Genomic DNA, 26,422 nt, shown 5'->3' with positions numbered 1-26,422 from the left:
GGGAAAATGATGCCAATATTATCCTATATACAAGCAGTTACGCAAGCAATGAAAGAAGAAATGGAACGTGATGAAAAGGTTTTTGTTTTAGGTGAAGATGTAGGTGTTCGTGGTGGTGTATTTCGAGCCACTGAAGGATTATATGAGCAATTTGGAGAATCAAGAGTAATCGATACACCATTAGCGGAATCAGCTATTGCTGGTGTTGGAATAGGGGCTGCTATGTATGGTATGCGCCCGGTAGCTGAAATGCAGTTTGCTGATTTTATATTACCTGCAGTAAACCAAATCATATCAGAAGCAGCTAAAATGCGTTATCGATCCAATAATGATTGGACATGTCCGATTACCATACGTGCTCCCTACGGTGGAGGGGTACATGGGGCACTTTATCATTCCCAATCGATTGAGGCAATTTTCGCCAATCAACCAGGGTTGAAAATTGTGATGCCATCCTCACCGTATGATGTAAAAGGATTATTAAAAGCTGCAATACGAGATGAAGATCCTGTTTTGTTTTTAGAGCATAAACGAGCTTATCGTTCGATAAAAGAAGAGGTTCCGGATACCGATTATACATTACCTATTGGCAAAGCAGACATCAAACGAGAAGGTTCTGATATTACTATAATCACTTATGGTTTGTGCGTACAGTGGGCAATACAGGCAGCAGAAAAATTAGCTTCAGAAGGAATAGATGTGCATATTTTAGATCTACGTACGATTTATCCGCTAGATCAAGAGGCGATTAAACAAGCAGCATCAAAAACGGGTAAAGTCTTGCTAATTACAGAAGACAATAAAGAGGGCAGTATAATCGGTGAGGTAGCAGCTATTATAAGTGAGCATTGTTTGTTTGATTTAGATGCACCAGTGAAGCGTTTAGCTGGTCCAGATGTTCCTGCAATGCCATATGCACCACCACTAGAAAAAGAGTTTATGATTAATCAAGATAAAATTGAAGCAGCAATACGTGATTTAGCTGAATTTTAAAGGAACAAGAGGTGATAGTATGGTTCTTGAAAATATAAAAATGCCACAGCTTGGTGAAAGTGTTACAGAAGGTACAATTAGTAATTGGCTAGTTCAACCTGGGGATCATGTGAATAAATATGATCCAATTGCAGAAGTTCTAACTGATAAAGTAAATGCAGAAGTACCATCGTCTTTTACCGGAATTATAAAAGAGATTATTGCTGAAGAGGATGAAACAATTGCTGTTGGTGAGCTCATGTGTACAATCGAAACGGAACAGAAAGAAGAAGTTCGCTCTACTGATCAATTCGATAATAAAACAATAGAAAAAGATAGTGCACAATCTGTTGAGCTAGATCAAACAGATATGAAAAAAAGATATTCACCAGCTGTCTTACGGTTAGCGCAAGAAAATGACATTGACCTTTCAGAAGTAAAAGGAAATGGACGCGCCGGTAGAATTACGAGAAAAGATATAGAAAAAGTTATAGCAGATAAAGGATCAGGGTTAGAAACTGCACCAAAACCGGCCACTAAACCTAAAAAGCCAACAAATACTATAGAAGCACAAAATGGGGATAAAGAAATACCAGTTACAGGAATAAGGAAAGCAATAGCGAGTAATATGGTCCGATCAACTACGGAAATTCCTCACGCGTGGATGATGATCGAAGTAGATGTTACTAACTTAGTCAAGTATCGCAATGCAGAAAAAGATTTGTTTAAAGAAACAGAAGGATATAATTTATCTTACTTTGCTTTTTTCTTAAACGCGATTGCAAAAGCATTGAAAAAATTTCCTGAATTAAATAGTTCTTGGGCTGGTGATAAAATTATTCAACATAAAGACATTAATTTGTCGATTGCAGTAGCTCATGGAAAAGAATTATTTGTTCCTGTTATTAAAAATGTAGATGAGAAAAGCATCAAAGGTATAGCAAAAGAGATTGCTCAACTATCTCAAAAAGCTAGAAATGGAAGTTTGACACAAGAGGACATGAAAGGTGGAACTTTCACTGTTAATAACACTGGCTCATTTGGTTCTGTTCAGTCGATGGGAGTCATTAATTACCCTCAAGCAGCGATTATACAAGTAGAATCAATCGTTAAACGTCCTGTTATTATTGATGATATGTTCGCCGCAAGAGATATGGTTAATCTCTGTTTATCGCTTGACCACCGTGTATTAGATGGCGTGATTTCTGGCCAATTCATGTCACACATTAAAGAAATATTAGAGAATATTTCAGGTGATACTACGCCAATTTACTAATTTATTTTGAAACTCTAAAAAAGTCTAAAAGATCAAAAATAATATCTTTTAGACTTTTTGCTTTACATATAATATATTTCGTAAATGACATAATAAAATGATAGAATTAATTTAGTAAGTTATTTTTTAGAAACAAAATACTAGGTGAGGTGATTGAAATGAAAAAAATACAGCTAGGTAAGAGTGATCTAGAAGTTGGAGAAATTTCATTAGGTTGTATGCGAATGAATTCGCTTACTAAAAATGAAGCTAATCATGTGATTACTAATGCAATAGAATTAGGTGTTAATTTGTTTGATCACGCAGATATTTATGGAGCTGGAGAATCGGAGGAAGTTTTTGCTGAAGCTATGAAAACAAGTCCGATCAAGCGTGAAGATATTTATTTACAATCAAAATGCGGGATAAGAAAAGGATTTTTTGATTTTTCAAAAGAACACATTTTATCGTCTGTGGAAGGTAGTTTAAAGCGACTAAATACAGATTACTTAGATGTGTTGCTTTTACATCGCCCAGATGCATTAATGGAGCCAGAAGAAGTTGCTGAAGCTTTTGATGAATTAAAAGAAAGTGGGAAAGTTCGTCATTTTGGTGTAAGTAATCAAAATCCATATCAAATTGAATTGTTGAATAAATATTTGTCAGATGATTTAATAGTAAACCAAATGCAATTAAGTATTATGCATACACCAATGATTGATGCCGGTTTAAATGTAAATATGCAGCATGAAAAAGCAGTTGATCGTGATAATGGTGTAATAGAGTATTGTCGTTTAAATGATATTACGATTCAAGCTTGGTCACCGTTCCAATACGGCATGATTGAAGGTCCTTTTATAGGCGACAAAGACTTCCCACAAGTGAATAATACATTAAATGAATTAGCAGAGAAAAAAGGTGTGACAGCAACTACAATTGCGATTGCATGGATTTTAAGACATCCAGCTAATATACAACCAGTCGTGGGAACAATGAATACAGAGCGATTAAAGCAAATTGCAAAAGCTTCGCAAGTTGAACTGACACGTGAAGAGTGGTATGAACTTTATCGGTCTGCAGGAAATACGTTACCATAAATAATAATAAAGATTTTTAACTTTAATAAGAGGCTGGGACAAAACTAAAAGATGATTATAAAAATACGAACTTTTATTCTAAAAAGAAGAATTAAAGTTCGTATTTTTATTTAAAGTAACCATTTAGCTGTGGAAATACACGACACTCCTGCAGGAACAGCACGAGCTGAAGATCCACTCCGTAAAGCGGTTTTTTCTTTACGGAGTTAGCTGAAGCCGTGCCTGCGGAAAGAGAGTGTATGTCCACAGCGACGTTTGTTCTTCTACATCAATAATAAATGTTCGGATTTTCTCTTGATATAGGTTGTTTTGTCCCAGCCTCTTATTTTTTCATTACAATTATTTTAAGTTTGGCAATTACTTATATAAAACAGTAGGAAAGTAATTTTTTTACTAGTTAATAAGACTTAAAATACGTAGAACTTATAATATTTCACAAAATTGTTATTATATTAACATGTTAATTCATGTATACTTTTCTTTGGTGCAAAAAAATACTATATTTAACAAAAAGGCAGGAAAAAAATGTACAAAAAATTAAAAAGTAAATGGCATAACAGGGGGATTAGAAGTACACTCATTACATATTTTAGTATAATTGCTCTTATTCCTATTTTTATTATAGGCTTAATCACTTATTATCAATCCGCTTCTGCTTTAGAGCATGAAGTAAGTCAAAAGGTAACAGATTTCGCAGCTGTTCATATGGAAAAATTAGATAGAATGATGTATGAAAGAACACGAGACATACAACTATTAGCAAATGATATTGCGGTTATGGAAAATAACGAATTAGACACAGAAACACTTGCTAATTTATTTGATAGGAAAGTGAAAGAAATGAAATATTTCTCATCTTTTTCTTTTGTGAATAAAAACAAAAGCTTAGTCGGCTTTTCCAACAATTTAACGAGTAATTATCAAACGAAATACCAACAGACAAAACAAGAAAATAGTGGGTTAAATTATTCAGATGTGTTTTATAATGATGCACTAGACCAGCATGTTATTGCGATCTCTACAGATGTTAAGAAAAATAATGAAAAAATTGGAACATTAGAAGGAACTTTCGACGTTTCGCATATTTGGGAAGAGGTTAATGCAATTTCTTCTGAGAGTATGGTCGTTGAATTAATTAACCAAAGCGGAGAAAAGGTTGCTGATACGGTTACCAGTGCGAGTGTAACAAATGAAGCAGAAGAACAAACTTCTGAAGTATCAACACGTTTACTAAATAAAATTCAAGAGATTAAACCTGGTGCCTCTTCTTTCTATTCTGGTAAAGATAACAATAACCAACAAGCAATTATCGGTTATGCGAAGAGTGGCGGTTATTTAGATTACTCGGGATATGACTGGACATTAGTTGTGACAGAGCCAAAGGCAAATGCATTATCTGCAATTGATTCCATTAGAAATATCATATTAATTATTGCTATATCAACTTTTATTAGCGTAATTATTTTATCAATTTTTCTATCTAGAATGATTGCAAAACCATTAATTAAATTAAGGAATCAGGCAACAACTATCGCGGAAGGTGATCTCACAAATTCACTAGAAGTCCAAGGTAATGGAGAAATAAAACAGTTATCGAAAGCAATGAATCAAATGGTTAACCATCTAAGAGAAGCTATTTTCTATACAAAGAAAGCATCTGATCGAGTAAATAATCAAAGTATAGAATTGAAGAATGTTACGTTGAAATTAAAAGATGGTAGTGACCAACTTACAGCAACAACAAATGAATTAGCTAATGGAGCTGATGAACAGGCAAATTCGTCTGCTCAAATTGCTTCAACTGTACAGTTCTTTGATGATAAGGTCGAGCAAGTAAAGAAAAATGCGGAAGAACTGCAAACATCTTCATCAGCGGTTTCGGGTTTAGCTAATAAAGGAAATGAACAAGTCAAGCATTCTATTCAGCAAATGAATACGATCAATAATAATGTAGACAACGCAGTGGATAATGTAAAAGAATTAGAAAAGCAATCCAAATCAGTAGCTCAATTAACGACGGTAATTAACAAAATAACAGAACAAACAAATTTATTGGCTTTAAATGCCGCAATTGAATCTGCAAGAGCAGGGGAAGCTGGTAAAGGATTTACAGTAGTAGCAAATGAAATAAAAAAATTAGCAGAACAAGTTAGTTTATCAGCAGTTGATATTGCTAAAGTAATGGAAAATATGCAGAAGGAAACAAATCGATTACAATCATCACTAGCTCATACCCAAGAACAAGCTGTAATTGGTGTGAAAGATATCCAAGAGTCTGCTTCCTACTTTTCAACCATAACTAATAAGGTGGAAGATATGAATCAACATATTCATACAGTGACAGAGAATTTACAGTCAATAAGATCGAATAGTAAAGAAATGAATATAGAAATAGAACAAATTGCAAGTGTATCACAAGAAAACGCAGCAAATATGGAAGAAACAAGTGCTTCTATTCAACACCAAAAAGATGCGGTAGAGTATTTAGCAAATCAGTCAAGTACATTAGAAGACCTCTCTAAAGAATTAAATAATATAATAACTAAATTTAAAATTGATTAAGTAATCAAAATGAATGAAGCGTGTATGTAATGAAAATACGCACTTCATTCATTTTTTTTATTGTTTGGAATGGCAAGCTCATCAAAATTTTGATATAAATGTTCTAATCCTTCTTGAATTGCATCTCCTTCTATCGGTAATCCGTGACCAGCTAATAATAGCTTAGGACGTAGTTGTATAAGTTGTTGAATTGACTGCTTTGCTTTATCCCAGTCCTCTGTAAAGAATGCTGGTGGACCGTGAATTTTGCTTATAGGAAATACAATTGATAAGGCTGATTCAGGATTTTCGGTTGCAATTGCATCACCAGCGATTAAAATTCGTTCTTCTTCATGAAAAAGTGAGATATGACCTGGAGTATGACCAGGTGTATGAATAATACGCCAACCATCAATTAATGTAGAAGCTGTTTCATCTGTTATTGGACGTAACCACTTCGTTAACCGAATAGCTTTTTTAGGAAATAATGGTGAAATTAACGAAATCATTCCTCCTCCAACTGTGGGATCAACAGGAGGATATGAGGTCGATCCATCTAAAAAGGGTATTTCCTGTGGATGTGCATAGATCGGAATATCCCAATGCTTCGCAAGAGCCTTAGCGGATCCGGCGTGGTCAAAATGTCCATGTGTAAGAATAATTGCTTCAGGTGGTAGGTTAGGGAAATGTCTTTCAGCTGCTACAAGAATGCGTTCATGGTATCGTGCAATTCCTGTGTCAATCATAAACCACGATTCATTCGAGGGATTACTAATCATATAGACATTAGACACAAGTGTACGATACATCGCCACATGATCTGAAACTTTTTTTACCTTGGCGTGATCAAAATTTTCTTCATCATTTCTAAGAAGTTCATCAATATCCATAAATATATTCATCTCCTTTATCATGGGCTATTAATAAGCATAGCATGGCACAATGTAAACTGTTTTATACAATAGCGCAAAGTAGAATCGTGTATGTAATAAATTCTACTTTGCGCTATTTTAATTAGGAGAGGTATACTTTAAAATTTTTGTCTTTCAAATTAATTCAGTAATCTAAGTAGCATAAAAAAGATTGCCTGATTTTATAGCATGAAACAGTAATTTAATTTGTATTTTTAACATTTTTCTTGATACGATCAAAAAATAAGAAAGGACTTTTATCCAAAAATGAAGTGTATTCAATTTTTTCTTTATTTTTCTCTAGTACAGCCATTTTGTTCAAATACTTAGCAAGGTGATCTTTTTGTTGTTCATCTATATCATAAAAATGTATTCCATAATAAAAGATGTTACCACCAGCTTCTTCCTTCCAAACAAATTTTCCACGGAAAACAAATGTTTCATTCATTAATCTAAAGGTGAACTTAAATTGTAATTGAGATTGGATTGGTAGGTCGAGATAAGACATTAACTTTATTCCTTCTAAACTAATATTTTCAATTAAAACGCTAGTACCTGCTAGCTCAATTTCTTTTTTATTAACTTTAGTAATGTGCATCTCACCAATAATTGATGAGTGAAAAGCAAAACGATGGTATTTTCTTCTTTCCTTTTCTGGTCTCTTTTTCGAAGAAGGTCTAGGCAATGCAAGAAAGCCTGTATTACTCATTGCTTCATAAGTTTTTAACGGTACTGGTTTGCTGAAAATAAATCCTTGGATCAAATTACAGTCCTTCTGTTTAAAAAACTTGTATTGTTCATAGGTTTCTATCCCTTCCGCCACTACTTCTATATTAAGTTCTTTTGCTAAATTTAATATGCTAGTAATAATAGCTTGGTTTGTTGAATCAGCTTTAGAGACATGTTGTGTGAATGTTTTGTCAATTTTTATTGTGTCGCATTTAAACTCGAGCAAAAATTCTAAGAAGGAGTAACCAACACCAAAATCATCAACCGTTATTTTAATGCCAAGTTCTTTTAATTGATTTAAAACTTGTAATATACTGTTATTATCTTCTGTTACTAAATGTTTGTTAATTTCCAAATTAATATATTTTGCTGGTATTTGATGTGTTTCTAAAGTGTTTTTTAAAAAATCATAAAATCCTTTTTCGTAAAAGCGAGCAGGTGTAATGTTTATTGCAATCGGCCTTAAAGTGATATTCTCATTTTTCCACGTTGCAAGTTGTTGTATCACTTGTTTAATTACCCAATCACCAATTTGATTAATCAGATGGTTATCAATGGCTAGCGGGATAAAATCATGTGGAGAAACGATCCCCCAATCTTCATGATTCCAACGTATTAAAGCTTCTGCACCTTCAATCACGCCAGTCTTACTATGAATGACTGGTTGATAATAAAGTTCAAATTCATTGTTTTGAAGTGCTTTTCGCATATCTCTTTCTAAAATAAATTGTTTATAAGATGAAATAGTTTCTTTGTTGGATAAGGTTTGATAGTTATTTTTACCTAATTTTTTTGCTTTTTGCATAGCCTTATGAGCTTGTTCAAGTAAGGATATGGAGTTATCTGCATCATCAGGGAAGAAACTAACCCCGATACTTACTGTAACAATTAGTTCGTATATGTTTACTGTAAAAGGATCTTGCATAGAATCAATGATTTGATTTGACAAATCATACGCCTGTTCTTTATATGTTAGATTATCCATAATTAAAATAAAGTCATTGCTATTAAACCGAGAAATAAAATGAAATCCGGCATGATGCTTTAGCTTTTGAGCAAGAGTTTTGATTACTTCATCTCCAGTTTGATATCCAAGTGCTTGATTTATTGCTGATAATCGATCTATATCAAAATAAAGCAAGCCAAATGGTTTCTTCTTCTTAATTAACTTCTCTAATTTAGTCATTGCATAATGTTGATTTGGAAGTGTTGTTAGTCGGTCGTGTGTAGCTAAGTAATTCAGCTCATCTTGTAGCTGTTTTTCTTTCGTGATATCAACTAACACACCAAATAATTTACTTAACTGATCATTTTCATTGAAGTAAGGAATTGTTTGATCATATACCCATTTAACCTTTCCAGTAGGTAATTGTATTCGATACTGTTGATAGATCGTTTGTTTGTTTCTTAATAATTGTTGGTTTTGGAATACTTTTTCTTTATCTTCAGGGTGTATAATACTTTCCCAAACAGAGTCGTTTGAATAAATATCATTTAAATCCATCTCAAATATTTCCTCGGTTTTTTTGGATATGAAATTAATTGAATTTGTTTCAAAATCCTTCATCCAAATGGCAGCATTTATATGATTCAAGATATGTTCATATGTATGTAATGTATTTTTTAACTGAACTTCCAATAATTTTTTATCTGTCTGATCCAGAATTACACCAATTATTTTGTATGGTTGATTGTGCATCCATAATACTTCTCCTTGAGCTTGTATATATCGAATCTCATTTGTATTTCCATGATAAATTCTAAATGTGATAGAGAAGTCTGTACCGTTACAAGCTTTTTCGAATGTATTATAAGTCTCCTCATAATCTTCTGCATGAATTAGTTTAAATAGTGTATCCAGCGAAATTTTATTTATTGAGGGTAACCCTGACAATTCGATAAATGAGTCCGAACAAAGAAATTGATCTTTGTCAATATAATATTCCCATGCACCAGACTGGGCAATTTTTTCGAAATGATTTCTTTGCCGTTCATATATAGATAGCTTTCTATTTAGTTCATCAAACAAGTGTGAATCCGTAGACGAAGTCATCTCTTTATAATAAATCTCTTTATCAGAACGTTTAAACAGATTTTTTATAAAGTTACGAGACTGATTCTCTTTCATTGAATGATCACCTTGGCTTTCATGGAGTTTATTTTATTTCAGTATACTACGAAATGAAATGACTTTGTTATTGTTTGTAGATTAATGTTTCATTTTATCTAATCAGCCGGATTTCTGCGCTTTCCCAGGAAATAATCAAAGTAAATAAACATAAATGGGTCGTGAATATGCATACTAAGATTAAAAAGGAATGAACAAAAAATGAAATTATTCTCCCTTATTATATTGTTTTTATCACCATTATGGCCTATAGGTGAAAACCCAACAGACCAGTCTCCATTTGTTATTGTGAATAAAGCGACATTACAATTAGCTTTTATTAATGAAGGAGAAGTAAAGGAAGTCTTTCCTGTTGCTACTGGTTTAACAAAAGACCTGACACCGGAAGGCATGTTTAATATAATTGTTAAGGCGGAGCAACCATATTATCGCAAAAAGAATATTCCAGGTGGAGATCCAAAAAATCCATTAGGAGCAAGATGGATTGGTTTTGATGCAAAAGATACAAATGGTAGGGTATATGGGGTACACGGAACAAACAAACCAGAGACGATAGGCCACAGAGTTTCCGCAGGGTGTATACGTATGAAGAATGAGAATGTGATTGCATTATTTAATGAAGTACCAATAGGAACAAAAATCTGGATTGTTGATACAACAGATAGTTTTGAAAAATTGGCGAAGTTAAAAGGAGCGATAAAAAAATAAAACCAGTCATTAATCGACTGGTTGGATGTTATGAATTAATTAAAAAAGATAACCCTGCAGTAAATGTAGAAAGCACCATTGCTGCAATCATAAGGTAAACAATTATTTTATTGCGTCGTTGACGTTTTGATTGTTTTTTTGGTTTGTTGCCTGTTTGTTTATTTTGATTAGTTGATTTAGCCATTAAATCTGCCTCCTTTATCCTATAAGTATTTTATCGTGAATTTGTAAAAGGTACAACCCTGATTTATAAGTTAGAATTGACAATTTTAAAACGATTAGATAACGTACATAATAGAGTTCGGATCGAAATAAGGAGTGTTCACATGAAAATTAATGAAGAAAGATTATTAAAAGAGTTTCTAGAATTGGTTCAAATAGATTCAGAAACAACAGATGAAGCAAAAATTGCTAGTGTATTGAAGCGAAAATTTTCTGATTTAGGTGTAGATGTTTATGAAGATGACAGTGCTGAGATAACTGGTCATGGTGCGGGGAATTTAATTTGCACGTTAAAAGGTGATCTAACTATTGAGTCTATTTATTTTACATCACATATGGATACAGTAGTACCGGGACGTGGAGTGAAACCTCAAGTAACAGATGGTTATATTACTTCGGATGGAACAACAATTTTAGGTGCAGATGATAAAGCTGGTCTGGCTGCAATATTAGAATCTATTCGTGTTATTAAGGAAAATAAAGTAAAACATGGTGATATTCAATATATTATTACTGTCGGAGAAGAATCAGGGTTAGTCGGTGCAAAAGCACTAAAGAAAGATAAAATCCATGCTTCATTTGGTTATGCAATCGATAGTGATGGAGATGTTGGCGATATCGTTGTAGCTGCACCAACTCAAGCCAAGGTAAATGCTATTGTTAAAGGAAAAACTGCACATGCTGGTGTTGCTCCTGAGAAGGGTGTCTCAGCAATTACAATCGCTTCTAAAGCAATCTCCAATATGCCATTAGGAAGAATTGATAAAGAAACAACCGCTAATATTGGTCGCTTTGAGGGCGGACAAAAGACAAACATTGTATGCGATCACGTAGAAATATTAGCAGAGGCACGCTCATTAGTTCCTGAAAAAATGGAAGCACAGGTCAATGCGATGAAAAAAGCGTTTGAAGATGCTGCGCGTGAACTGGGTGGCGAAGTGGAAATAGAAACAGCTGTTATGTATCCGGGTTATAAACAACAGTCAGGTGATAAAGTTGTAGAAGTAGCAAAAAGAGCTGCAAGTAAAATCGGTCGAGATAGCAAGTTAAAACAAAGCGGTGGTGGAAGTGATGCGAATGTCATTTCTAGTTTAGGTATTCCAACAGTGAACTTAGCCGTAGGTTATGAAGATATTCACACGACTTCTGAAAAAATGCCCGTTGGAGAACTGAACAAAATTACGGAACTAATTATTGCCATTGTAGAGGAAACGGCGACATTATAATATTTATTTTTAACCAAAATAAGTAATAATAATAGAGTTATTGCTTGCTCTATGCTATATTAGAGTTAATAGAACGCACGTTCCTAAAGGAAGAGATATATGTCTAAATGGTATCCGAAAAATGGCAAGGTTATTTTTCATGTTGATATGAATAGCTTTTACGCATCCGTAGAAGCAGCACACAATCCAGCATTAAAGGGAAAGCCTTTAGCTATTGCGGGCAATCCAGAAGAACGACGCGGTATTGTAGTGACGAGTAGCTATGAAGCTAGGGCAAAAGGTGTAAAAACGACAATGCCGCTTTGGGAGGCGAAACGATTATGTCCTGAATTAATTGTCATGCGCCCAAACTTCGAGCGTTATCGAAATGCTTCTAGTGAAATGTTTAAAATGTTAGCAGAAATCACACCTTATGTACAACCTGTATCTATTGATGAAGGATATATGGATATTTCATCTTGTGAATCACTCGGTTCCCCTTTAGAAATTGCAAAAACGATCCAAAGCCGTATAGCAACGGAATTAGGTATTCCATGTAGCATTGGAATTGCTCCAAATAAATTTTTAGCAAAAATGGCTTCAGATATGAAAAAACCGATGGGGATAACGGTTTTAAGACTTCGTGATTTGTCTGATAAACTGTGGCCACTTCCTGTTGAAGAGATGTATGGGATCGGTTCAAAGACAGCCGAAAAGCTGTATAAATTAGATATAAAAACAATAAAAGATTTGGTTGAAGCAGATGTATATGTGTTAAAACGTGTACTTGGAATTAATGGTGAGCGACTACAAAATCGCGCAAAAGGGATTGATCCGAGTATTGTTGATCCCGATGCAATTTACGATTTTAAGAGTATTGGCAACTCAGAGACATTACCTGAAGATACTGTAAATGACCAGGAAATAAGTCAGTTACTAAGAAAGCTAGCGCGTAAAGTTTCTGCCAGACTAAAACGAAAAAAAGTAGTAGGACAACATATTCAACTGACGATTCGTTTTCATGATCGAAAAACGATTACTAGAAGCAAGAAATTAGTAGAGTTAATTGAAGAAGAAACAACTATATTTAAATATGCGTTAAGTTTATTAGATGAACATTGGAATGGTAAACCTATCAGATTGTTAGGTATTACTGTCCAAGATTTACATGATAAGCAAGAAATTGTTCAGCAATTGGATTTGTTTACTTATGAAAAAGAAGCTTCTAAAGAAAAGCTATACCAAGCAATGGAAAAGCTAACAGAGAAATATGGTACAGATACGTTTACAAAAATGAATAATTCTGAAGATAAGACACAACCAAGTACAAGCTTTCAAAAAGATTATTTGGATGATTATAAAAAATAGCGAGCAGCTAAGCCTCGCTATTTTTTAATTTCATATTCAAAAAAATCATGTGCTATATGGACATTTGGAAAAATCGTTTCTGCTTCTATCCGCAGTTGCTCAGCTTTTTCACCAGTATAACGGGAGGATATATGTGTCAGTAATAATTGTTTGACTTCCGCTTGATTCGCTAGATGTGCCGCTTGTTCGGTTGTCGTATGAAAGTAATCGTGTGCTAATGTTGTTTCATCTTTGGCAAACGTAGCTTCATGAACGAGTACATCACTATTTCGAGCAAATTCAACAAAGCGCTCATCATATCTCGTATCACCAAAAATACTAATTACACTTCCACGCTTGTCTGGCCCGAGCACATCTTTTCTATGAACGACGTGGCCATCTGGCAAAATGGTTACATCGTTTTCTTTTATTTGTTGATAGATTGGACCAGGACTAATCCCCATTTCTTGTAGTTTTCCGACTAGTAATTCACCTGGTTGATCTTTTTGTTCGATTCGGTAACCATAGCTTGGAATACCATGTTGTAGTTGCTTTGCATAAACAATAAAATCACTATCATCAAGAATAATCCCATCAGCGACTTCTTTAAAATGAAGTGGATACCTTAAATGTGTTTCACTAATTTCTAAGCTAGTTTTAACAAAAGCTTCTATTCCCTTTGGACCATATATGTTGACTGGAGTCGTACCATCTTGAAAGGAGCGGCTACTTAGAAAGCCAGGTAAACCATAAATATGATCACCATGTAAATGTGTAATAAATATGTTTTCAATTTTTCTTGGTTTAATCGTTGTTTGTAAGATTTGATGCTGCGTGGATTCACCACAATCAAATAACCATGTTGCTCCTTTTTCTTGTAATAGGTCTAAAAGGATCGCTGAAACATTTCTTTCTTTAGAAGGCACGCCCGCACCAGTTCCTAAAAATGTTAACTTCATTTATTACCAACCCCGCTCATATGATTTAGGTGCACCTAAATCAAACTGTAATTCATCTGCTGCTTTCTTTGCCCAGTAAGGGTTTCGTAATAATTCACGACCAAGGAAGATTAAATCAGCTCGTTCATTTTGTAATATTTCTTCTGCTTGGATACTTGATGTTATTAGTCCTACAGCACCTGTTAGAATACCAACTTCTTTCTTTATTTCCTCTGCCTTTCGTACTTGATAGCCAGGATAGGGTTGAATGGATGCGGGAACAACACCACCAGTACTACAATCAATTAAAGAAATCCCTTGTTTTTTTAATTGTTCTGCATAGTAAATGAAGTCTTCCATTTGATTACCATTGTCGTGGTACTCATCTGCTGAAATTCGTACGAAAATTGGCTTATCCCAGACGATTTTTATCGCTTCTACAATTTCTGATAAAAAGCGGTAGCGATTCTCTTTTGGTCCACCATAGTGATCTGTTCGTTTATTTGTTAATGGTGATAAAAATTGATTAATCAAATAACCATGAGCTGCATGAATTTCTATTACATCAAATTCTGCTTGATTGGCACGTTTTGCAGCAGCTTTAAAAGCTTGAATCGTTTCGTTTATTTGATCGATTGACATGGCGTTAGGTGTTTTATAATTTTCATTAAAGGCAATCGCACTGGGGGCAAAAATAGCAGTAGGTAAATTTGCTTTTCTTCCAGCATGGGCTAACTGTATACTACTCTTTGCTCCGTGCGCGTGGATTCGATTGCTTACTTTTCTCAATCCATCAACATGTTTATCATCCCAGATACCTAAATCTTTTGTTGAAATTCTACCTTCAGGTTGCACAGCAGTTGCTTCTAACATAATTAATCCCACTTGCCCAACTGCTCTTGATTCATAATGTGTAATATGAAAATCTTGTACTGTACCATCTTCTGGTTCACAAGCATACATACACATCGGTGACATAACAATTCGGTTCTTTAAGCTCACTTCTTTAAATGTAATTGGGCTAAATAATTTGCGTTCCATATTATATCCTCCATTATTGGATCATATCTTGTTCGAAAAGCTCTCTCGTTTCTATTGCAATATGAGGTAAATCAGTAAAAATAGCATGACAACCAATCTGATAACAACGCATCATTTGATTGGGGCGATTCACCGTATATGATGCAACATAGATATCTTCTCGTTTTGCTGTATTAATTAAATTTTGATTTACAAATCTATTTTTTGTATGAAGTCCCTTAGCACCTAACCGCTTTGTATAACTAATTAAATCAACTTTTTTTGTGGAAGTTAAGAATGCAGTTGTCACTGTAAGGTCGATTTGATGCATGTTTAGTAAACTATTAGGATTAAAGCTAGAAATTACAGTTTGCTTTAATTTATTGTATTTTACAAGCAAGTCATAAACTATTTGTTCTATATGCTTGTAAGGAATAACGTTCGTTTTTAATTCTAAATTTAGCAATAATTTTTTATCTGTTGTCCATATTAAAAATTCCTCTAAAGACATAATTCGTGTGTTGATAAATTGATTAGAGAACCAAGCTCCCGCATCTAATTGTTGCAGCTGTTCAAAGGTGTAATCTTGAATAAATCCTGTGCCATTTGTTGTTCGTCTTACATTTTCGTCATGAAACAAAACAGGTATACCATCTTTAGTTAACTGAACATCTGTTTCAATGCCGTCTGCTCCTGATTCATATGCAAGCTCGAATGCAGGTAATGTGTTCTCCGGAGCTTGTTTGCTTGCTCCTCTGTGTGCATAAATAATTGTTTTCATCACTTCACCTCATAATCAAGGTATTCTTAATGATTGTGTTATATTTCAAAAAAAAAGTCAATCAAAGCAACATTCATTGATGGTGATTAGTTGATTAACCATGTTATATTATAGTACAAATGAATAGATCAGAAGAGTGGAGGATATTATGCATGACTTTTTGAATAAAACTATTTTAATTACTGGTGCATCAAGTGGAATAGGGGAAGGTTTAGCAAAATCATTAGCTGCTCGTGGTGCTAATTTAATTTTACTAGCACGTTCAAAAGATAAGCTTTATGATATGAAAAAAGTAATGAAAAGCGAATTTTCGATACAATGTGATGTATACGTAGTAGATTTAGCGAATAGTCAAGCGCGAACGGAAGTGTTTAAAAGAATTAGCGAACATTATTCAACTATTGATGCATTAATCAATAACGCTGGTTTCGGAATTTTTGATTCAATAGAAGATATAAAGACGAGTGATATGGAAAAAATGTTTCAAGTGAATGTTTTGGCTCTTATTGAAGGTATTCAGATTCTATATCCTGCTTTATCGACAGCTCAGAAAGGTCATATTATTAATATAGCATCTATTGCTGGGAAAATAGCAACCCCAAAATCTTCTGTTTATGGCGCGACTAAACATGCAGTATTAGGTTTTAGTAATGCATTGCGCTTGGAAGTTGAACAAGAAGATTTATATGTAACCACAGTGAATTTAGGACCAGTAAAAACGAATTTCTTTCAAACAGCGGATCCAAGTGGTAATTATCAAAAAAATGTAGCACGTTATATGTTAGATCCGAATGATGTGGTAGAGAAAATCATTGATACGTTATTTAAACGAAAAAGAGAAGTAAATTTACCTAGATGGATGGAGCTAGGTAGCCGATTGTATCATCTGTTTCCGGGAATTACAGAACGATTATTGAAAAAACAATTTAATAAAAAATAACGATAATAAAAGGAAATAGCTTTTATGAAGGCGTAGCTATTTCCTTTTTGAAAACACAAAATATAGTAATTTAATTAACGATGATTTGTATAAAAGTTTTGTTTTGTTATTTTTTGTAGCTTCTCGTGCAAGGATAGTGGTAATGTGCTTGCGTGTAAGATAGCCGATATATTGTCATCAAGTTGCTTTGTTGAGCTAGCACCAGTTACAACACTTGCTATAGCAGGGTGATGTGTTACATAACGCATTGCAGTAGAAGTTAATGAATTGTTAACTAAATCTATTTGTTTTAATTCATCAATGACTTCTTTTAATTCGTCAGCTGAATAGGAGAGATATCCACCGTCCCCTTTATTTTTTATAACTGTTTTCGCATGATCAGTTAAGAAACCTTTCGCTAATGAACCTCTAGTAACCACACTAATACCTTCTTCATGTAAAAAATCCAGCATAGACTCCTCTGGTCTGCGATCAAGTAAACTATATTGCATCATAACGGAAACAATCGAAGAACGATTCACATATTCTCGGATTACATTTGGTCTAATAGAAGAAATGCCATAATAGCGAATCAGACCTTCTTGTTTCAACTCTTCAAACGCTTCAATTACCTCGTCAATTGGATCATCAATCGTTCCACCATGAAGCTGATATAAATCTAAATAATCTGTTTGCAATCGTAATAAACTTGTTTTTACTTGTTCTTTTATATACGCTTTTGATGGGTCCCAAAACCATGAACCATCTGGTTGGAGATGATTACCGACTTTTGAAGCAAGAATAATTTGCTCTCTTTTTCCTTTTAATGCTTGACCAACAATCGCTTCATTTACTGTTTGGTCATATAAATCTGCAGTATCAAGATAGTTAATGCCAGCATCAATTGCTCGATCAATGATGTCTGAAGCTTTTCGTTGTTCGGTACCTAGTGACATACAACCGAGCCCTATTTCTGATACATACATGTGTGAATTTCCTAATTGATTTTTCTTCAATGTAAACACTCCCTCCACTCACATTCTAAAAATAAAAGGAATGAAATACAACCATTACGAACAGTATGTTAGAATAAGCACTAATACCTTAATTGAAAGTAGGAGTTTACTTTGAGTAATAAATTTGAAGAAAAAACAATTGCGACGACACAAATTTTTAACGGGAAGATTGTCCAGTTGCAAGTAGATGACGTGACATTGCCTGATGGAAAAACTTCCAAAAGAGAAATCATTAAACATCCAGGTGCGGTGGCTATCATTGCGATGACAGATACAGGTGAGTTATTAATGGTAGAACAATACCGTAAACCGTTAAATAAAAGTATTATTGAAATTCCTGCAGGTAAACTAGAGCCAGGAGAAGATCCAGAGGTCACTGCAATTCGGGAACTAGAAGAAGAAACAGGTTACACTACGAAAAAGTTAGATTATGTTACATCATTCTATACAACTCCAGGCTTCTCAAATGAATTATTATATTTATATTTTACTGATGAACTGACCTTGTTAGAAGAAAAAAGACAATTAGATGAAGATGAATTTGTAGCTGTACATAAAGTTTCATTGGCTGAAGCGGAAAAGTTAGTACAAACGCAAGACATTCATGATGTGAAAACAGCATACGCACTTTTATATGTTAAACAACAAGAAAATGAGCGAGGATAATCATTTATGGATTTACAGCCCATCTATGCAGACCTACATGTCCATGTTGGTCGTGATAAATATAATAGACCGGTTAAGATAACTGGTGGAAAATCACTTACCATAACAAATATTTTGAAAGAAGCTAGCCGAAACAAAGGTATAGAGATGGTAGGAGTAATCGATTGTCAATCACCTGCTGTTCAAGACGAATTATTTGATTTAATTCAAATGGGTAAAGCATATGAGTTGAAAAATGGCGGAATTCGATTTGAAGAAGTAACGCTGATTCTTGGTTCTGAAATTGAAATATATGACGAAACATGTGCTGGACCAATCCATGTATTATGTTATTTACCAACATTAGATAAAATGAGTGAGTTTACTAAATGGCTTACTGGTCGGATGTCAAATGTAAACTTGAGTTCACAACGCTACTATGGAAGCGGCAAAACATTACAAAAACAAGTGAAAAATTTAGGTGGATTGTTTATTCCTGCACATATCTTTACACCATTTAAAAGTTTGTATGGAAAAGGTGTGGTGCGTTCTTTAAACGAAGTGTTTGATCCTACTATGATTGACGCAGTAGAACTAGGGTTGAGTTCAGACACAAGTATGGCAGATAGAATAAAAGAATTACGTGAGTATACCTACTTAACAAATTCGGATGCACATTCTCTAGCTAAAATCGCACGAGAGTATCAAGAGTTAATGATTAAAGAATCATCATTTACAGAATTATCTATGGCGTTACAGGCATTGAGGGGTAGAAGGATTGTAACAAACTATGGAATGAATCCTCACTTAGGTAAGTATTACAATACAGTCTGCAAAAAATGCCTTACAGCTGGTGAGTTTGGTGTTGCGTGTCCGAGTTGTGGTTCTGATAAAATGATTAAAGGTGTTGCAGAACGAATTCAAGAATTAACATCTAACGATAAATACAGTTCACAAAATAAGCGACCACCTTATATTCATCAAGTACCTTTAGACTACATTCCAGGTTTAGGCCCAAAATCTTATGAAAAATTGTTAAAAGTCTTTGGAACAGAAATGCGAATCATCCATCATGCTACAGAAGAACAATTGAATAAGGTAGTACCAGCTAAAATCACAAAACATATTTTGAACATGAGAAAAGGAAAGCAACATGTTCAAGCTGGTGGCGGCGGTAAGTATGGAAAACTATTAGAATAGATTAGAGAATTGCTGGTCTATTTATTACCATTTCCTCATAGATTTCTACTATAGTCAGTATGAACGGAGGAACGGTAATGAATCGCAATCAATCTATTGTCTACAGTCATATAAAAAAATATCACTTAATTTACTTTTTTATGATCATTCTATTTTTAATTGGTATTATTTTTGGTGCCGTTATTGTAAATAGTATGGATTTTATCCAAAAACAAAACTTATCTTTTTATGTTGATCAATTTTTAAATCGACTACTCGAAGGACCAATTGTAGAAAGTAAAGAGATGCTCAAAACGTCCTTTATTTATCATTTTCAATATTTAGCTTTATTTTTCATTTTAGGTTTATCTGTAATTGGCTTACCGATTATTTGGATCCTTATTTTTATTAAAGGTGTTGTCGTTGGGTTTTCAGTTGGTTTTTTTGTGAATGAGTTAGGGTGGGGAGGGCTTTTATTTTCCGCTGCGTCTATTGCTCCCCAGAACTTCATTATTATACCAGTTTATTTACTTGCCAGTGGTATAGCGATGATTTTTTCATTAGCATTAATTCAAAAAATATTCTCAAGAAAACTACAAAAAGAACCGATTGGACAATATTTAATTCAGTACATTACAGTATTTGTTTTGTTAATCGGTATAGCTGGAATTGCCTCATTTGTAGAAGCTTTTGTATCAGATCAGTTAATGAAATGGGTAATTACATGGCTAGATTAAAATTAATATAAAAATAAAATTATTATTTGTTGTGATTTATAATAATTTTAATTGACACCTTTTCTCACTCTGCTTATAATTAACCTGTGAGGGAGGTTTTGGATATGGAACATCGTATTGATCGTATAAAAAAACAACTACATGCACAAAGTTACAAGTTAACTCCCCAACGTGAGGCAACCGTAAGAGTCCTTTTAGAGCGTGAAGAAGATCATTTAAGTGCAGAAGATGTCTATTTATTAGTAAAAGAAAAATCTCCTGAAATTGGCTTAGCAACAGTGTATCGAACACTAGAGTTGCTATCTGAATTAAAGGTAGTTGATAAAATAAATTTTGGAGATGGCGTTTCTCGCTATGATCTGCGCAAAGAAGGCGCTACCCATTTTCATCATCATTTGGTTTGTACAGAATGTGGGTCTGTTGAAGAAATAATGGATGATTTATTAGAAGAAGTAGAAGAAATTGTTGAGAAAGATTGGGGCTTTAAGGTGAAAGATCATCGCCTTACATTTCATGGCATCTGTAAAAAGTGTCAAGAGCAAGAATTGCAAGCTTCATCGTAAAAGCCTTTAAATTAAGGGCTTTTTTGTTTAATGAAAAATGAATGTATAATATATCTCCTTTTTGGCATATCTTTAATAGAGAACTTATTTATCGCAGTGTAACTGGAAGTAATCTCCCACATCAAGCATTTGAGGGAAATGAAGTATTGCAAGTGCCACTAACGGTCTGATTGGTTCAACTAACAATTAGTGACGAAAAGCACCTCACTGATTATAGTTTCACTCTATATCAAATACCTAAGATATTGGAAAAGGAGTAGTTATGATGCGTGCAATACTAACGTATACAAAGGATGTTATTAAACTATTTTTTTTGTTTGTATTATGTACGTCTCTTTTTTATTTTGGTTTGCAAGCGATACATCAAGAATATCGTGATTATCATCGGTATGATCCCCCAGAAGGAAATGCTGTTAAAGTGGACAAACAGGTGGGGTATGACTGGATTGATAGAATATCCATATTTTTTCGATTAGGGGAATGAATATGCAAGATGCATTAACAGATTTTTTTCACTATCTTCAAATAGAACGTGGTTTATCAGATAATACATTACAATCTTATCAAAGAGATACGAAACAATATAAATTATTTTTAGAAGAAGAACTAAAGATACATAAGTGGGAAAAAGTAACAAGAGGTCATGTATTAAAATTTCTTTATCATTTAAACGATCAGAACCGTTCACAAGCTACGATGGCAAGAATGTTATCGACCATTCGCTTGTTTCATCAATTTTTAGTAAGAGAATACCATTTGCCTCATGATGCAAGTTTACATATCGAAACACCTAAAAAAGCTAGAAGTCTACCTAAAGTGTTATCTAAACAGGAGGTAGAAAAATTATTATCCATTCCGAGTGATTCTCCTTTGAATATTCGTAATAAAGCAATGTTAGAAACACTCTATGCAACTGGATTACGAGTTTCTGAATTAACGCAATTGAAGTTGGAAGATCTTCATTTAACAATGGGTTTTGTTCGATGCGTTGGAAAAGGAAATAAGGAAAGAATTGTTCCGCTTGGTAATATAGCGAAAGAAGCTGTCGAAGAGTATTTAATGATGTCTCGAAGTGCATTAGTCAAGCAAAAGAAAACGGATCAATTATTTGTGAATCATCACGGTAATCCATTATCAAGACAAGGTTTCTGGAAGATTTTAAAGGGTTTAGCAAAACATGCAGGGATAAAGAAAGAAATTACACCGCACACTCTCCGACATTCATTTGCGACACATTTACTGGAAAATGGTGCTGACTTACGATCCGTTCAAGAAATGCTGGGACATGCAGATATTTCTACCACACAAATATACACACACGTTTCTAGAGCAAGATTAAAAGATATTTATACTAATTATCACCCTAGAGCTTAAACTCATTTCATTTATTGGAATGAGTTTTTTTGTTATAAAAATTAATGAATCTGGAGAAACTAGGAACATTACATATTTGGAGGTACTAACATGAAAAAAATAATAAGTTCCCTTTTTGTTTTAATGTTCACTATTTTCTCTGTTCAGTCTGTCTACGCGAACGAGAAAGCAACAGACGATCTATCTTTAGCAGAAAATGCAAGCTCAGCAATTTTAATAGAAAGAGATTCGGGTGGAATTATGTATGAGAAAAATGCGCATGAACAATTACCACCAGCAAGCATGACAAAAATGATGACATTATTATTGATTATGGAAGCACTAGATGAAAATAAAATTACATTAGATGAAAAAATACGTGTTAGTGAATACGCCTCCTCTATGGGGGGGTCACAAATCTTTTTAGAGGAAGGAGAAGAAATGACCGTAGATGATTTGTTAAAAGGGATTGCGATCGCGTCAGGTAATGATGCTAGCGTTGCTTTAGCAGAAAGAATTGCTGGAAGTGAGAAAGCTTTTGTTGCAATGATGAATGAAAAGGTTAAGGAATTAGGATTGGAGAATACCCTTTTCCAAAATACAACTGGTTTACCGGAAGACAATCACTTTTCAACTGCTTATGATATGGCGGTCATCGCTAAGGAACTTCTAAAATACGAAACAATAACGAATTATACGAAAATATATGAAGATTATTTGAGGAAAGGTACAGAAGATGAGTTTTGGTTAGTAAATACAAATAAACTAGTCAAATTTTATCAAGGGGTTGATGGCTTAAAAACCGGATATACATCAGAGGCTAAATACTGTTTAACAGCAACAGCAAAAAAAGAAAATATGCGTGTAGTTGCAGTTGTTATGGGAGCTGAATCACCTAAGAAAAGAAATAAGGCCATTACTCAAATGTTAGATTATGCGTATTCTCAATATAAAACAGAGCTACTATATAAAAAAGACCAACCTGTTACCCAAATTTCTATGTTAAAAGCAGATAAAAATAAAGTCAATGTCGTTACAGGTGATTCCGTTTCTGTATTATTAGAAAAAGGTTCAAATAAAACAGGAATTAAAACGACTGTAAAAATAGATAAAAACTTATCTCTCCCACTTAAAAAGGGTAGTAAGGTAGGACTATTACAAGTAACGCAGAATGGAAAAAAGATAACAGAGACCCCATTATTACTTGAACATACAATGGAAAAGGCTAGCACGTGGAAACTGTTTAAATATGCATTAAGTGATTTAGTGAAAATTGAATAGTATTGTATAATTTCCACTAGTTTTGTCATGTGGCAGGAAATAAATATACACAAATAGAAAAAGTAAGCTAAGAAAAATATGAGTGAAACATGACGTATGTGGAAAAAGGAACAAAAGTTCAGATCAGGCAAAGAGGAGGAGAACTGGTGAGTTTAAAAGTGGATTGGAATATCAAAGAGAATGTTTTGTTAGTCAGAATTTCAGGAGAATTGGATCATCATGAGGCAGAGAAATTCAAAAACGATTGGCAAAATTTATTAAGCAAAGTAGATGTACAACATGTTGTACTAAATCTTGGTGATCTTTCATTTATGGATAGTTCAGGGCTTGGTGTTATTTTAGGACGTTACAAAGAAATAAAACAAATGGATGGAGAAATGATCGTTTGTTCTATTTCACCAGCAGTTAAGCGATTATTTGAATTATCAGGTCTATTTAAAATCATTCGTTTAGAAGAAAGCGAAACACATGCTTTGATTCGATTGGGGGTGGCTTCATGAAGAATTCAATGGAGCTGTCTTTTTCTAGTATCAGTGCAAATGAGTCATTTGCCAGAGTTACAATTGCAGCATTTGTTGCTCAATTAGATCCAACGATGGATGAATTAACAGAAATAAAGACGGTTGTATCAGAGGCTGTAACCAATGCGATTATTCATGGATATAACAACGATCAGAACCAACAAATTTATATGAGCTGTTACATTGATGATAATAAAGTAGAACTGACGATTGAAGACCACGGTATTGGTATTGAGAATATAGACGAAGCAATCCAACCATTGTATACTTCAAAACCAGAATTAGAACGTTCGGGGATGGGTTTTACAATCATGGATAATTTTATGGATAATGTTGAAATTGAATCCGTTTTAGGAGAAGGAACAAAAGTTAGTTTAATAAAATACTTTAATAAGTCAAAATCCTTATGCAATTAAGGAGTCCGGACTATGGAGATGAAATATAAACGAAATGATACTCAATTAACTGATGAAGAAGTAAAGCTGTATATAAAACAAAGTCAACAAGGTGACCAATCTTCAAGAGACATTTTAGTGGAGAGAAATGTCAGGTTGGTTTGGTCAGTTGTGCAACGATTTATGAACCGTGGGTATGATCCAGATGATTTGTTTCAAATTGGATGTATAGGTTTATTAAAATCTATTGATAAGTTTGACTTATCCTATGAAGTTAAGTTTTCTACTTACGCAGTTCCAATGATTATTGGTGAAATCCAACGATTTATTCGTGATGATGGTAGTTTAAAAGTGAGTCGATCGTTAAAGGAGATTGGTAATAAAGTTAGAAGAAAGCGAGATGAGCTTACTAAATTACTAGGAAGATCACCAACAATATCAGAAATTGCTACGTCATTAGAACTATCGATAGAGGAAGTCGTACATGCCCAAGAAGCTTCGAAAATGCCACACTCTATTCATGAAACGGTATATGAAAATGATGGAGATCCGATTACTTTAATGGATCAAATTTCTAACGAGGATAGTAAATGGTTTGATAAAATTGCAATTCAGGAAGTAATCCGTGAAATGAATGAGCGAGAACGATTAATTGTTTATTTAAGATATTATCAAGATAAAACACAATCAGAAGTCGCTGAACGGTTAGGGATTTCTCAAGTACAAGTTTCTCGATTAGAAAAAAAGATATTAGAATGGATGAAAAGTCAAATAGGGGTATTAGAATGAAAGACCATTGATTAATTTTCAGTGGTCTTTTTTTTGTATGAATTTAGAGATAAAAGAATTGTTTTATCTCTATCATAAATGTATGAAATTTTAGTAATTGATCATACTAGTTTGATGAAGGTGAAAGGAAGTTATGTAATGCAAAACATGATATACATACGCTTGAAAAAATATGCTTATCTAAACAAAGCAGAAGTTCTCAAAGTAAAAGACGTTGCATATTTGACAGGATCAGAGCAACTTGTTAATGCTTGTAGCGATTTATCCATTCATCATAAAAATGTAGACAAAGATAAAACATATGTACTCGAGGCGTTTACCATTATACAAATCATTCAACAACATTTACCAAATGTAGATGTTCAATTGACCGGTCCAAATAATTGTATGCTTCAGAAAAAAGAGCAAACAAATAAAACCAATATCCTTTTTGTTGTCTTTGTTTGGATATTATTATTTATTGGTTCAGCAATGGCAATAATGAATTTCCATTATGATGTTAGCATGCAAAGTGTACAACAAAGACTACATTTTCTTCTTACAGGCGAAAATGTTGAATATCCGCTTTGGTTACAAGTACCATATTCTATTGGATTGGGGTTAGGGATGATCCTCTTTTTTAACTATTTATTTAAAAAGAGATTAAATGACGAGCCAAGTCCAATGGAAATAGAACTGTATAAATACCAACAGGATATCGATCAATATGTTCAATATTATGAAAATCCATTAAATAAAGATGATCATGATCAATCATAGTATTGATATTGTCGTAGGTCTTGGGTCTGGATTAGTAGTCGGTACAGGGTTTGTGGCTTTTATAACGGTTTTAGGTATTATCCCCCGGCTCGTTCAATTAAGTAAATCGAAGAAATTTTTACATATATTTGAACGTGCGGTCGTGATTGGGGTCATGTTTGGTACTTATCTATCTTTTACCCCATTTCATTTTAGAATTAGTTATATATTTATTTCAATTTGGGGCTTATTCCATGGTGTTTTTATTGGATTGCTTGCTGCCGCATTAACAGAGGTACTTAATGTGTTTCCGATACTAGCGAAGCGGATTAAGGTCGATCAACAAATTATCTGGCTTATGCTAGCAATAGTACTAGGGAAAATAGGTGGTTCTCTATTTCAATGGTTGGTATTTGTAAAGTAATAGAAGAA

The 26,422-nt window shown here is 33.8% G+C and carries 28 protein-coding genes; 21 read left to right on the top strand and 7 right to left on the bottom strand.

Translation table 11 applies throughout. The features are described 5' to 3' along the window. Nucleotides 1-9: 9 nt before the first annotated feature. The 4 genes from HP569_RS02435 (at nt 10) to HP569_RS02420 (ending at nt 5,886) form a co-directional block, all read left to right on the top strand. Nucleotides 10-993: an alpha-ketoacid dehydrogenase subunit beta gene (locus HP569_RS02435; RefSeq protein WP_182199484.1), complete on the top strand. Its 984-nt coding sequence runs from the start codon at nt 10-12 to the stop codon at nt 991-993. Between the two features lie 19 nt (nt 994-1,012). Further along, nucleotides 1,013-2,248 (top strand): dihydrolipoamide acetyltransferase family protein, encoded by a 1,236-nt coding sequence (locus tag HP569_RS02430; protein ID WP_182199483.1) that lies wholly within the window; start codon nt 1,013-1,015, stop codon nt 2,246-2,248. 158 nt (nt 2,249-2,406) lie between these two features. Next, the gene (locus HP569_RS02425) at nt 2,407-3,324 is read left to right on the top strand and encodes an aldo/keto reductase (protein ID WP_182199482.1); all 918 of its coding nucleotides are present in this window, start codon (nt 2,407-2,409) and stop codon (nt 3,322-3,324) included. Between the two features lie 525 nt (nt 3,325-3,849). After that, nucleotides 3,850-5,886: a methyl-accepting chemotaxis protein gene (locus HP569_RS02420; RefSeq protein ID WP_182199480.1), complete on the top strand. Its 2,037-nt coding sequence runs from the start codon at nt 3,850-3,852 to the stop codon at nt 5,884-5,886. A gap of 44 nt (nt 5,887-5,930) precedes the next feature. Here HP569_RS02420 and HP569_RS02415 read toward each other — a convergent pair whose 3' ends face one another. Together HP569_RS02415 and HP569_RS02410 are read right to left on the bottom strand one after the other, a co-directional pair. After that, nucleotides 5,931-6,755 (bottom strand): MBL fold metallo-hydrolase, encoded by an 825-nt coding sequence (locus HP569_RS02415; RefSeq protein ID WP_182199478.1) that lies wholly within the window; start codon nt 6,753-6,755, stop codon nt 5,931-5,933. A gap of 223 nt (nt 6,756-6,978) precedes the next feature. After that, nucleotides 6,979-9,633, bottom strand: coding sequence for an EAL domain-containing protein (locus HP569_RS02410; protein ID WP_182199476.1), 2,655 nt, complete (start codon nt 9,631-9,633; stop codon nt 6,979-6,981). A 201-nt stretch (nt 9,634-9,834) separates the two neighbouring features. On the opposite strand from HP569_RS02410, the gene HP569_RS02405 reads away from it, so the two are divergent. Next, the gene (locus tag HP569_RS02405) at nt 9,835-10,341 is read left to right on the top strand and encodes a L,D-transpeptidase (RefSeq protein ID WP_182199475.1); all 507 of its coding nucleotides are present in this window, start codon (nt 9,835-9,837) and stop codon (nt 10,339-10,341) included. 28 nt (nt 10,342-10,369) lie between these two features. Here HP569_RS02405 and prli42 read toward each other — a convergent pair whose 3' ends face one another. Further along, nucleotides 10,370-10,525 carry a stressosome-associated protein Prli42 gene (gene prli42, locus HP569_RS02400; RefSeq protein WP_182199474.1) on the bottom strand — a complete coding sequence of 52 codons (156 nt, stop codon included), beginning with the start codon at nt 10,523-10,525 and terminating at the stop codon, nt 10,370-10,372. A gap of 142 nt (nt 10,526-10,667) precedes the next feature. Here prli42 and HP569_RS02395 point away from each other — a divergent pair, with 142 nt between their 5' ends. Both HP569_RS02395 and HP569_RS02390 read left to right on the top strand, forming a co-directional pair. Beyond that, complete coding sequence (locus tag HP569_RS02395; protein WP_182199473.1) at nt 10,668-11,789, top strand: M20/M25/M40 family metallo-hydrolase; 1,122 nt, start codon at nt 10,668-10,670, stop codon at nt 11,787-11,789. 99 nt (nt 11,790-11,888) lie between these two features. Next, the gene (locus tag HP569_RS02390) at nt 11,889-13,136 is read left to right on the top strand and encodes a DNA polymerase IV (protein WP_182199472.1); all 1,248 of its coding nucleotides are present in this window, start codon (nt 11,889-11,891) and stop codon (nt 13,134-13,136) included. A 17-nt stretch (nt 13,137-13,153) separates the two neighbouring features. Here the strand turns inward: HP569_RS02390 and rnz are convergent, their stop codons facing one another. The 3 genes from rnz to HP569_RS02375 are packed head-to-tail and all read right to left on the bottom strand — an operon-like array spanning nt 13,154 to nt 15,854. Continuing rightward, nucleotides 13,154-14,074, bottom strand: coding sequence for a ribonuclease Z (rnz, locus tag HP569_RS02385; protein ID WP_182199471.1), 921 nt, complete (start codon nt 14,072-14,074; stop codon nt 13,154-13,156). A 3-nt stretch (nt 14,075-14,077) separates the two neighbouring features. Then, the gene (namA, locus tag HP569_RS02380; protein WP_182199470.1) at nt 14,078-15,094 is read right to left on the bottom strand and encodes an NADPH dehydrogenase NamA; all 1,017 of its coding nucleotides are present in this window, start codon (nt 15,092-15,094) and stop codon (nt 14,078-14,080) included. Between the two features lie 13 nt (nt 15,095-15,107). Beyond that, nucleotides 15,108-15,854: a glycerophosphodiester phosphodiesterase family protein gene (locus HP569_RS02375; RefSeq protein ID WP_182199469.1), complete on the bottom strand. Its 747-nt coding sequence runs from the start codon at nt 15,852-15,854 to the stop codon at nt 15,108-15,110. 148 nt (nt 15,855-16,002) lie between these two features. Here HP569_RS02375 and HP569_RS02370 point away from each other — a divergent pair, with 148 nt between their 5' ends. Next, complete coding sequence (locus HP569_RS02370) at nt 16,003-16,794, top strand: SDR family NAD(P)-dependent oxidoreductase (RefSeq protein WP_182199468.1); 792 nt, start codon at nt 16,003-16,005, stop codon at nt 16,792-16,794. Nucleotides 16,795-16,868: 74 nt separating this feature from the next. Here HP569_RS02370 and HP569_RS02365 read toward each other — a convergent pair whose 3' ends face one another. After that, nucleotides 16,869-17,789 (bottom strand): aldo/keto reductase, encoded by a 921-nt coding sequence (locus HP569_RS02365; protein WP_182199467.1) that lies wholly within the window; start codon nt 17,787-17,789, stop codon nt 16,869-16,871. A gap of 111 nt (nt 17,790-17,900) precedes the next feature. On the opposite strand from HP569_RS02365, the gene HP569_RS02360 reads away from it, so the two are divergent. From HP569_RS02360 to HP569_RS02305, 13 genes are all read left to right on the top strand, one after another. Further along, nucleotides 17,901-18,455: an NUDIX domain-containing protein gene (locus tag HP569_RS02360; RefSeq protein WP_182199466.1), complete on the top strand. Its 555-nt coding sequence runs from the start codon at nt 17,901-17,903 to the stop codon at nt 18,453-18,455. A 6-nt stretch (nt 18,456-18,461) separates the two neighbouring features. Beyond that, the gene (locus HP569_RS02355) at nt 18,462-19,634 is read left to right on the top strand and encodes an endonuclease Q family protein (protein ID WP_182199465.1); all 1,173 of its coding nucleotides are present in this window, start codon (nt 18,462-18,464) and stop codon (nt 19,632-19,634) included. Between the two features lie 77 nt (nt 19,635-19,711). After that, complete coding sequence (gene spoIIM, locus HP569_RS02350) at nt 19,712-20,350, top strand: stage II sporulation protein M (protein WP_182199464.1); 639 nt, start codon at nt 19,712-19,714, stop codon at nt 20,348-20,350. Between the two features lie 104 nt (nt 20,351-20,454). Next, nucleotides 20,455-20,913, top strand: a complete 459-nt coding sequence (gene fur, locus HP569_RS02345) for a ferric iron uptake transcriptional regulator (RefSeq protein ID WP_182199463.1) — start codon at nt 20,455-20,457, stop codon at nt 20,911-20,913. A 41-nt stretch (nt 20,914-20,954) separates the two neighbouring features. Continuing rightward, nucleotides 20,955-21,083 (top strand): hypothetical protein, encoded by a 129-nt coding sequence (locus tag HP569_RS14495; RefSeq protein ID WP_281366362.1) that lies wholly within the window; start codon nt 20,955-20,957, stop codon nt 21,081-21,083. A gap of 95 nt (nt 21,084-21,178) precedes the next feature. Then, nucleotides 21,179-21,397: a DUF4227 family protein gene (locus HP569_RS02340; protein ID WP_182199462.1), complete on the top strand. Its 219-nt coding sequence runs from the start codon at nt 21,179-21,181 to the stop codon at nt 21,395-21,397. Between the two features lie 2 nt (nt 21,398-21,399). Next, on the top strand, nt 21,400-22,287 hold the full coding sequence (xerD, locus tag HP569_RS02335) for a site-specific tyrosine recombinase XerD (protein ID WP_182199461.1): 888 nt from the start codon (nt 21,400-21,402) through the stop codon (nt 22,285-22,287). A 90-nt stretch (nt 22,288-22,377) separates the two neighbouring features. Further along, nucleotides 22,378-23,547, top strand: a complete 1,170-nt coding sequence (locus HP569_RS02330) for a D-alanyl-D-alanine carboxypeptidase family protein (RefSeq protein WP_182199460.1) — start codon at nt 22,378-22,380, stop codon at nt 23,545-23,547. Between the two features lie 146 nt (nt 23,548-23,693). Then, nucleotides 23,694-24,047, top strand: coding sequence for an anti-sigma F factor antagonist (gene spoIIAA / locus HP569_RS02325; protein ID WP_182199459.1), 354 nt, complete (start codon nt 23,694-23,696; stop codon nt 24,045-24,047). Next, the gene (spoIIAB, locus tag HP569_RS02320; RefSeq protein ID WP_182199458.1) at nt 24,044-24,484 is read left to right on the top strand and encodes an anti-sigma F factor; all 441 of its coding nucleotides are present in this window, start codon (nt 24,044-24,046) and stop codon (nt 24,482-24,484) included. The genes spoIIAA and spoIIAB overlap by 4 nt, the downstream gene beginning before the upstream one ends. A gap of 12 nt (nt 24,485-24,496) precedes the next feature. Then, nucleotides 24,497-25,252 carry an RNA polymerase sporulation sigma factor SigF gene (gene sigF, locus HP569_RS02315; RefSeq protein ID WP_182199457.1) on the top strand — a complete coding sequence of 252 codons (756 nt, stop codon included), beginning with the start codon at nt 24,497-24,499 and terminating at the stop codon, nt 25,250-25,252. 138 nt (nt 25,253-25,390) lie between these two features. Beyond that, nucleotides 25,391-26,011 (top strand): stage V sporulation protein AA, encoded by a 621-nt coding sequence (locus tag HP569_RS02310; RefSeq protein WP_182199456.1) that lies wholly within the window; start codon nt 25,391-25,393, stop codon nt 26,009-26,011. Further along, entirely contained in the window at nt 25,998-26,414 is a 417-nt protein-coding gene (locus HP569_RS02305; protein ID WP_182199455.1) for a stage V sporulation protein AB, read from the top strand. The genes HP569_RS02310 and HP569_RS02305 overlap by 14 nt, the downstream gene beginning before the upstream one ends. The last annotated feature ends 8 nt before the right edge of the window (nt 26,415-26,422 follow it).

Origin of the sequence: Paraliobacillus salinarum, assembly GCF_014083865.1 — a bacterium.
In the GTDB taxonomy this organism is placed as follows: Bacteria; Bacillota; Bacilli; order Bacillales; family Amphibacillaceae; genus Paraliobacillus; species Paraliobacillus salinarum.
Note: the sequence above shows the minus strand (reverse complement) of the source record. Positions and strands in the feature narration are given on the sequence as shown.

What these genes read in the sequence shown, in the direction of transcription:
- rnz (WP_182199471.1), bottom strand. Translation starts at nt 14,074, where the DNA reads ATGAAGTTAACATTTTTAGGAACTGGTGCGGGCGTGCCTTCTAAAGAA.
- HP569_RS02405 (WP_182199475.1), top strand. Translation starts at nt 9,835, where the DNA reads ATGAAATTATTCTCCCTTATTATATTGTTTTTATCACCATTATGGCCT.
- xerD (WP_182199461.1), top strand. Translation starts at nt 21,400, where the DNA reads ATGCAAGATGCATTAACAGATTTTTTTCACTATCTTCAAATAGAACGT.
- HP569_RS02375 (WP_182199469.1), bottom strand. Translation starts at nt 15,854, where the DNA reads ATGAAAACAATTATTTATGCACACAGAGGAGCAAGCAAACAAGCTCCG.
- HP569_RS02310 (WP_182199456.1), top strand. Translation starts at nt 25,391, where the DNA reads ATGCAAAACATGATATACATACGCTTGAAAAAATATGCTTATCTAAAC.
- HP569_RS02390 (WP_182199472.1), top strand. Translation starts at nt 11,889, where the DNA reads ATGTCTAAATGGTATCCGAAAAATGGCAAGGTTATTTTTCATGTTGAT.
- HP569_RS02420 (WP_182199480.1), top strand. Translation starts at nt 3,850, where the DNA reads ATGTACAAAAAATTAAAAAGTAAATGGCATAACAGGGGGATTAGAAGT.
- HP569_RS02430 (WP_182199483.1), top strand. Translation starts at nt 1,013, where the DNA reads ATGGTTCTTGAAAATATAAAAATGCCACAGCTTGGTGAAAGTGTTACA.
- HP569_RS02395 (WP_182199473.1), top strand. Translation starts at nt 10,668, where the DNA reads ATGAAAATTAATGAAGAAAGATTATTAAAAGAGTTTCTAGAATTGGTT.
- HP569_RS02340 (WP_182199462.1), top strand. Translation starts at nt 21,179, where the DNA reads ATGCGTGCAATACTAACGTATACAAAGGATGTTATTAAACTATTTTTT.
- sigF (WP_182199457.1), top strand. Translation starts at nt 24,497, where the DNA reads ATGGAGATGAAATATAAACGAAATGATACTCAATTAACTGATGAAGAA.
- HP569_RS02355 (WP_182199465.1), top strand. Translation starts at nt 18,462, where the DNA reads ATGGATTTACAGCCCATCTATGCAGACCTACATGTCCATGTTGGTCGT.
- prli42 (WP_182199474.1), bottom strand. Translation starts at nt 10,525, where the DNA reads ATGGCTAAATCAACTAATCAAAATAAACAAACAGGCAACAAACCAAAA.
- HP569_RS02435 (WP_182199484.1), top strand. Translation starts at nt 10, where the DNA reads ATGCCAATATTATCCTATATACAAGCAGTTACGCAAGCAATGAAAGAA.
- spoIIM (WP_182199464.1), top strand. Translation starts at nt 19,712, where the DNA reads ATGAATCGCAATCAATCTATTGTCTACAGTCATATAAAAAAATATCAC.
- spoIIAB (WP_182199458.1), top strand. Translation starts at nt 24,044, where the DNA reads ATGAAGAATTCAATGGAGCTGTCTTTTTCTAGTATCAGTGCAAATGAG.
- HP569_RS02370 (WP_182199468.1), top strand. Translation starts at nt 16,003, where the DNA reads ATGCATGACTTTTTGAATAAAACTATTTTAATTACTGGTGCATCAAGT.
- HP569_RS02415 (WP_182199478.1), bottom strand. Translation starts at nt 6,755, where the DNA reads ATGGATATTGATGAACTTCTTAGAAATGATGAAGAAAATTTTGATCAC.
- namA (WP_182199470.1), bottom strand. Translation starts at nt 15,094, where the DNA reads ATGGAACGCAAATTATTTAGCCCAATTACATTTAAAGAAGTGAGCTTA.
- HP569_RS02305 (WP_182199455.1), top strand. Translation starts at nt 25,998, where the DNA reads ATGATCAATCATAGTATTGATATTGTCGTAGGTCTTGGGTCTGGATTA.
- HP569_RS02410 (WP_182199476.1), bottom strand. Translation starts at nt 9,633, where the DNA reads ATGAAAGAGAATCAGTCTCGTAACTTTATAAAAAATCTGTTTAAACGT.
- HP569_RS02425 (WP_182199482.1), top strand. Translation starts at nt 2,407, where the DNA reads ATGAAAAAAATACAGCTAGGTAAGAGTGATCTAGAAGTTGGAGAAATT.
- HP569_RS02330 (WP_182199460.1), top strand. Translation starts at nt 22,378, where the DNA reads ATGAAAAAAATAATAAGTTCCCTTTTTGTTTTAATGTTCACTATTTTC.
- HP569_RS14495 (WP_281366362.1), top strand. Translation starts at nt 20,955, where the DNA reads ATGTATAATATATCTCCTTTTTGGCATATCTTTAATAGAGAACTTATT.
- fur (WP_182199463.1), top strand. Translation starts at nt 20,455, where the DNA reads ATGGAACATCGTATTGATCGTATAAAAAAACAACTACATGCACAAAGT.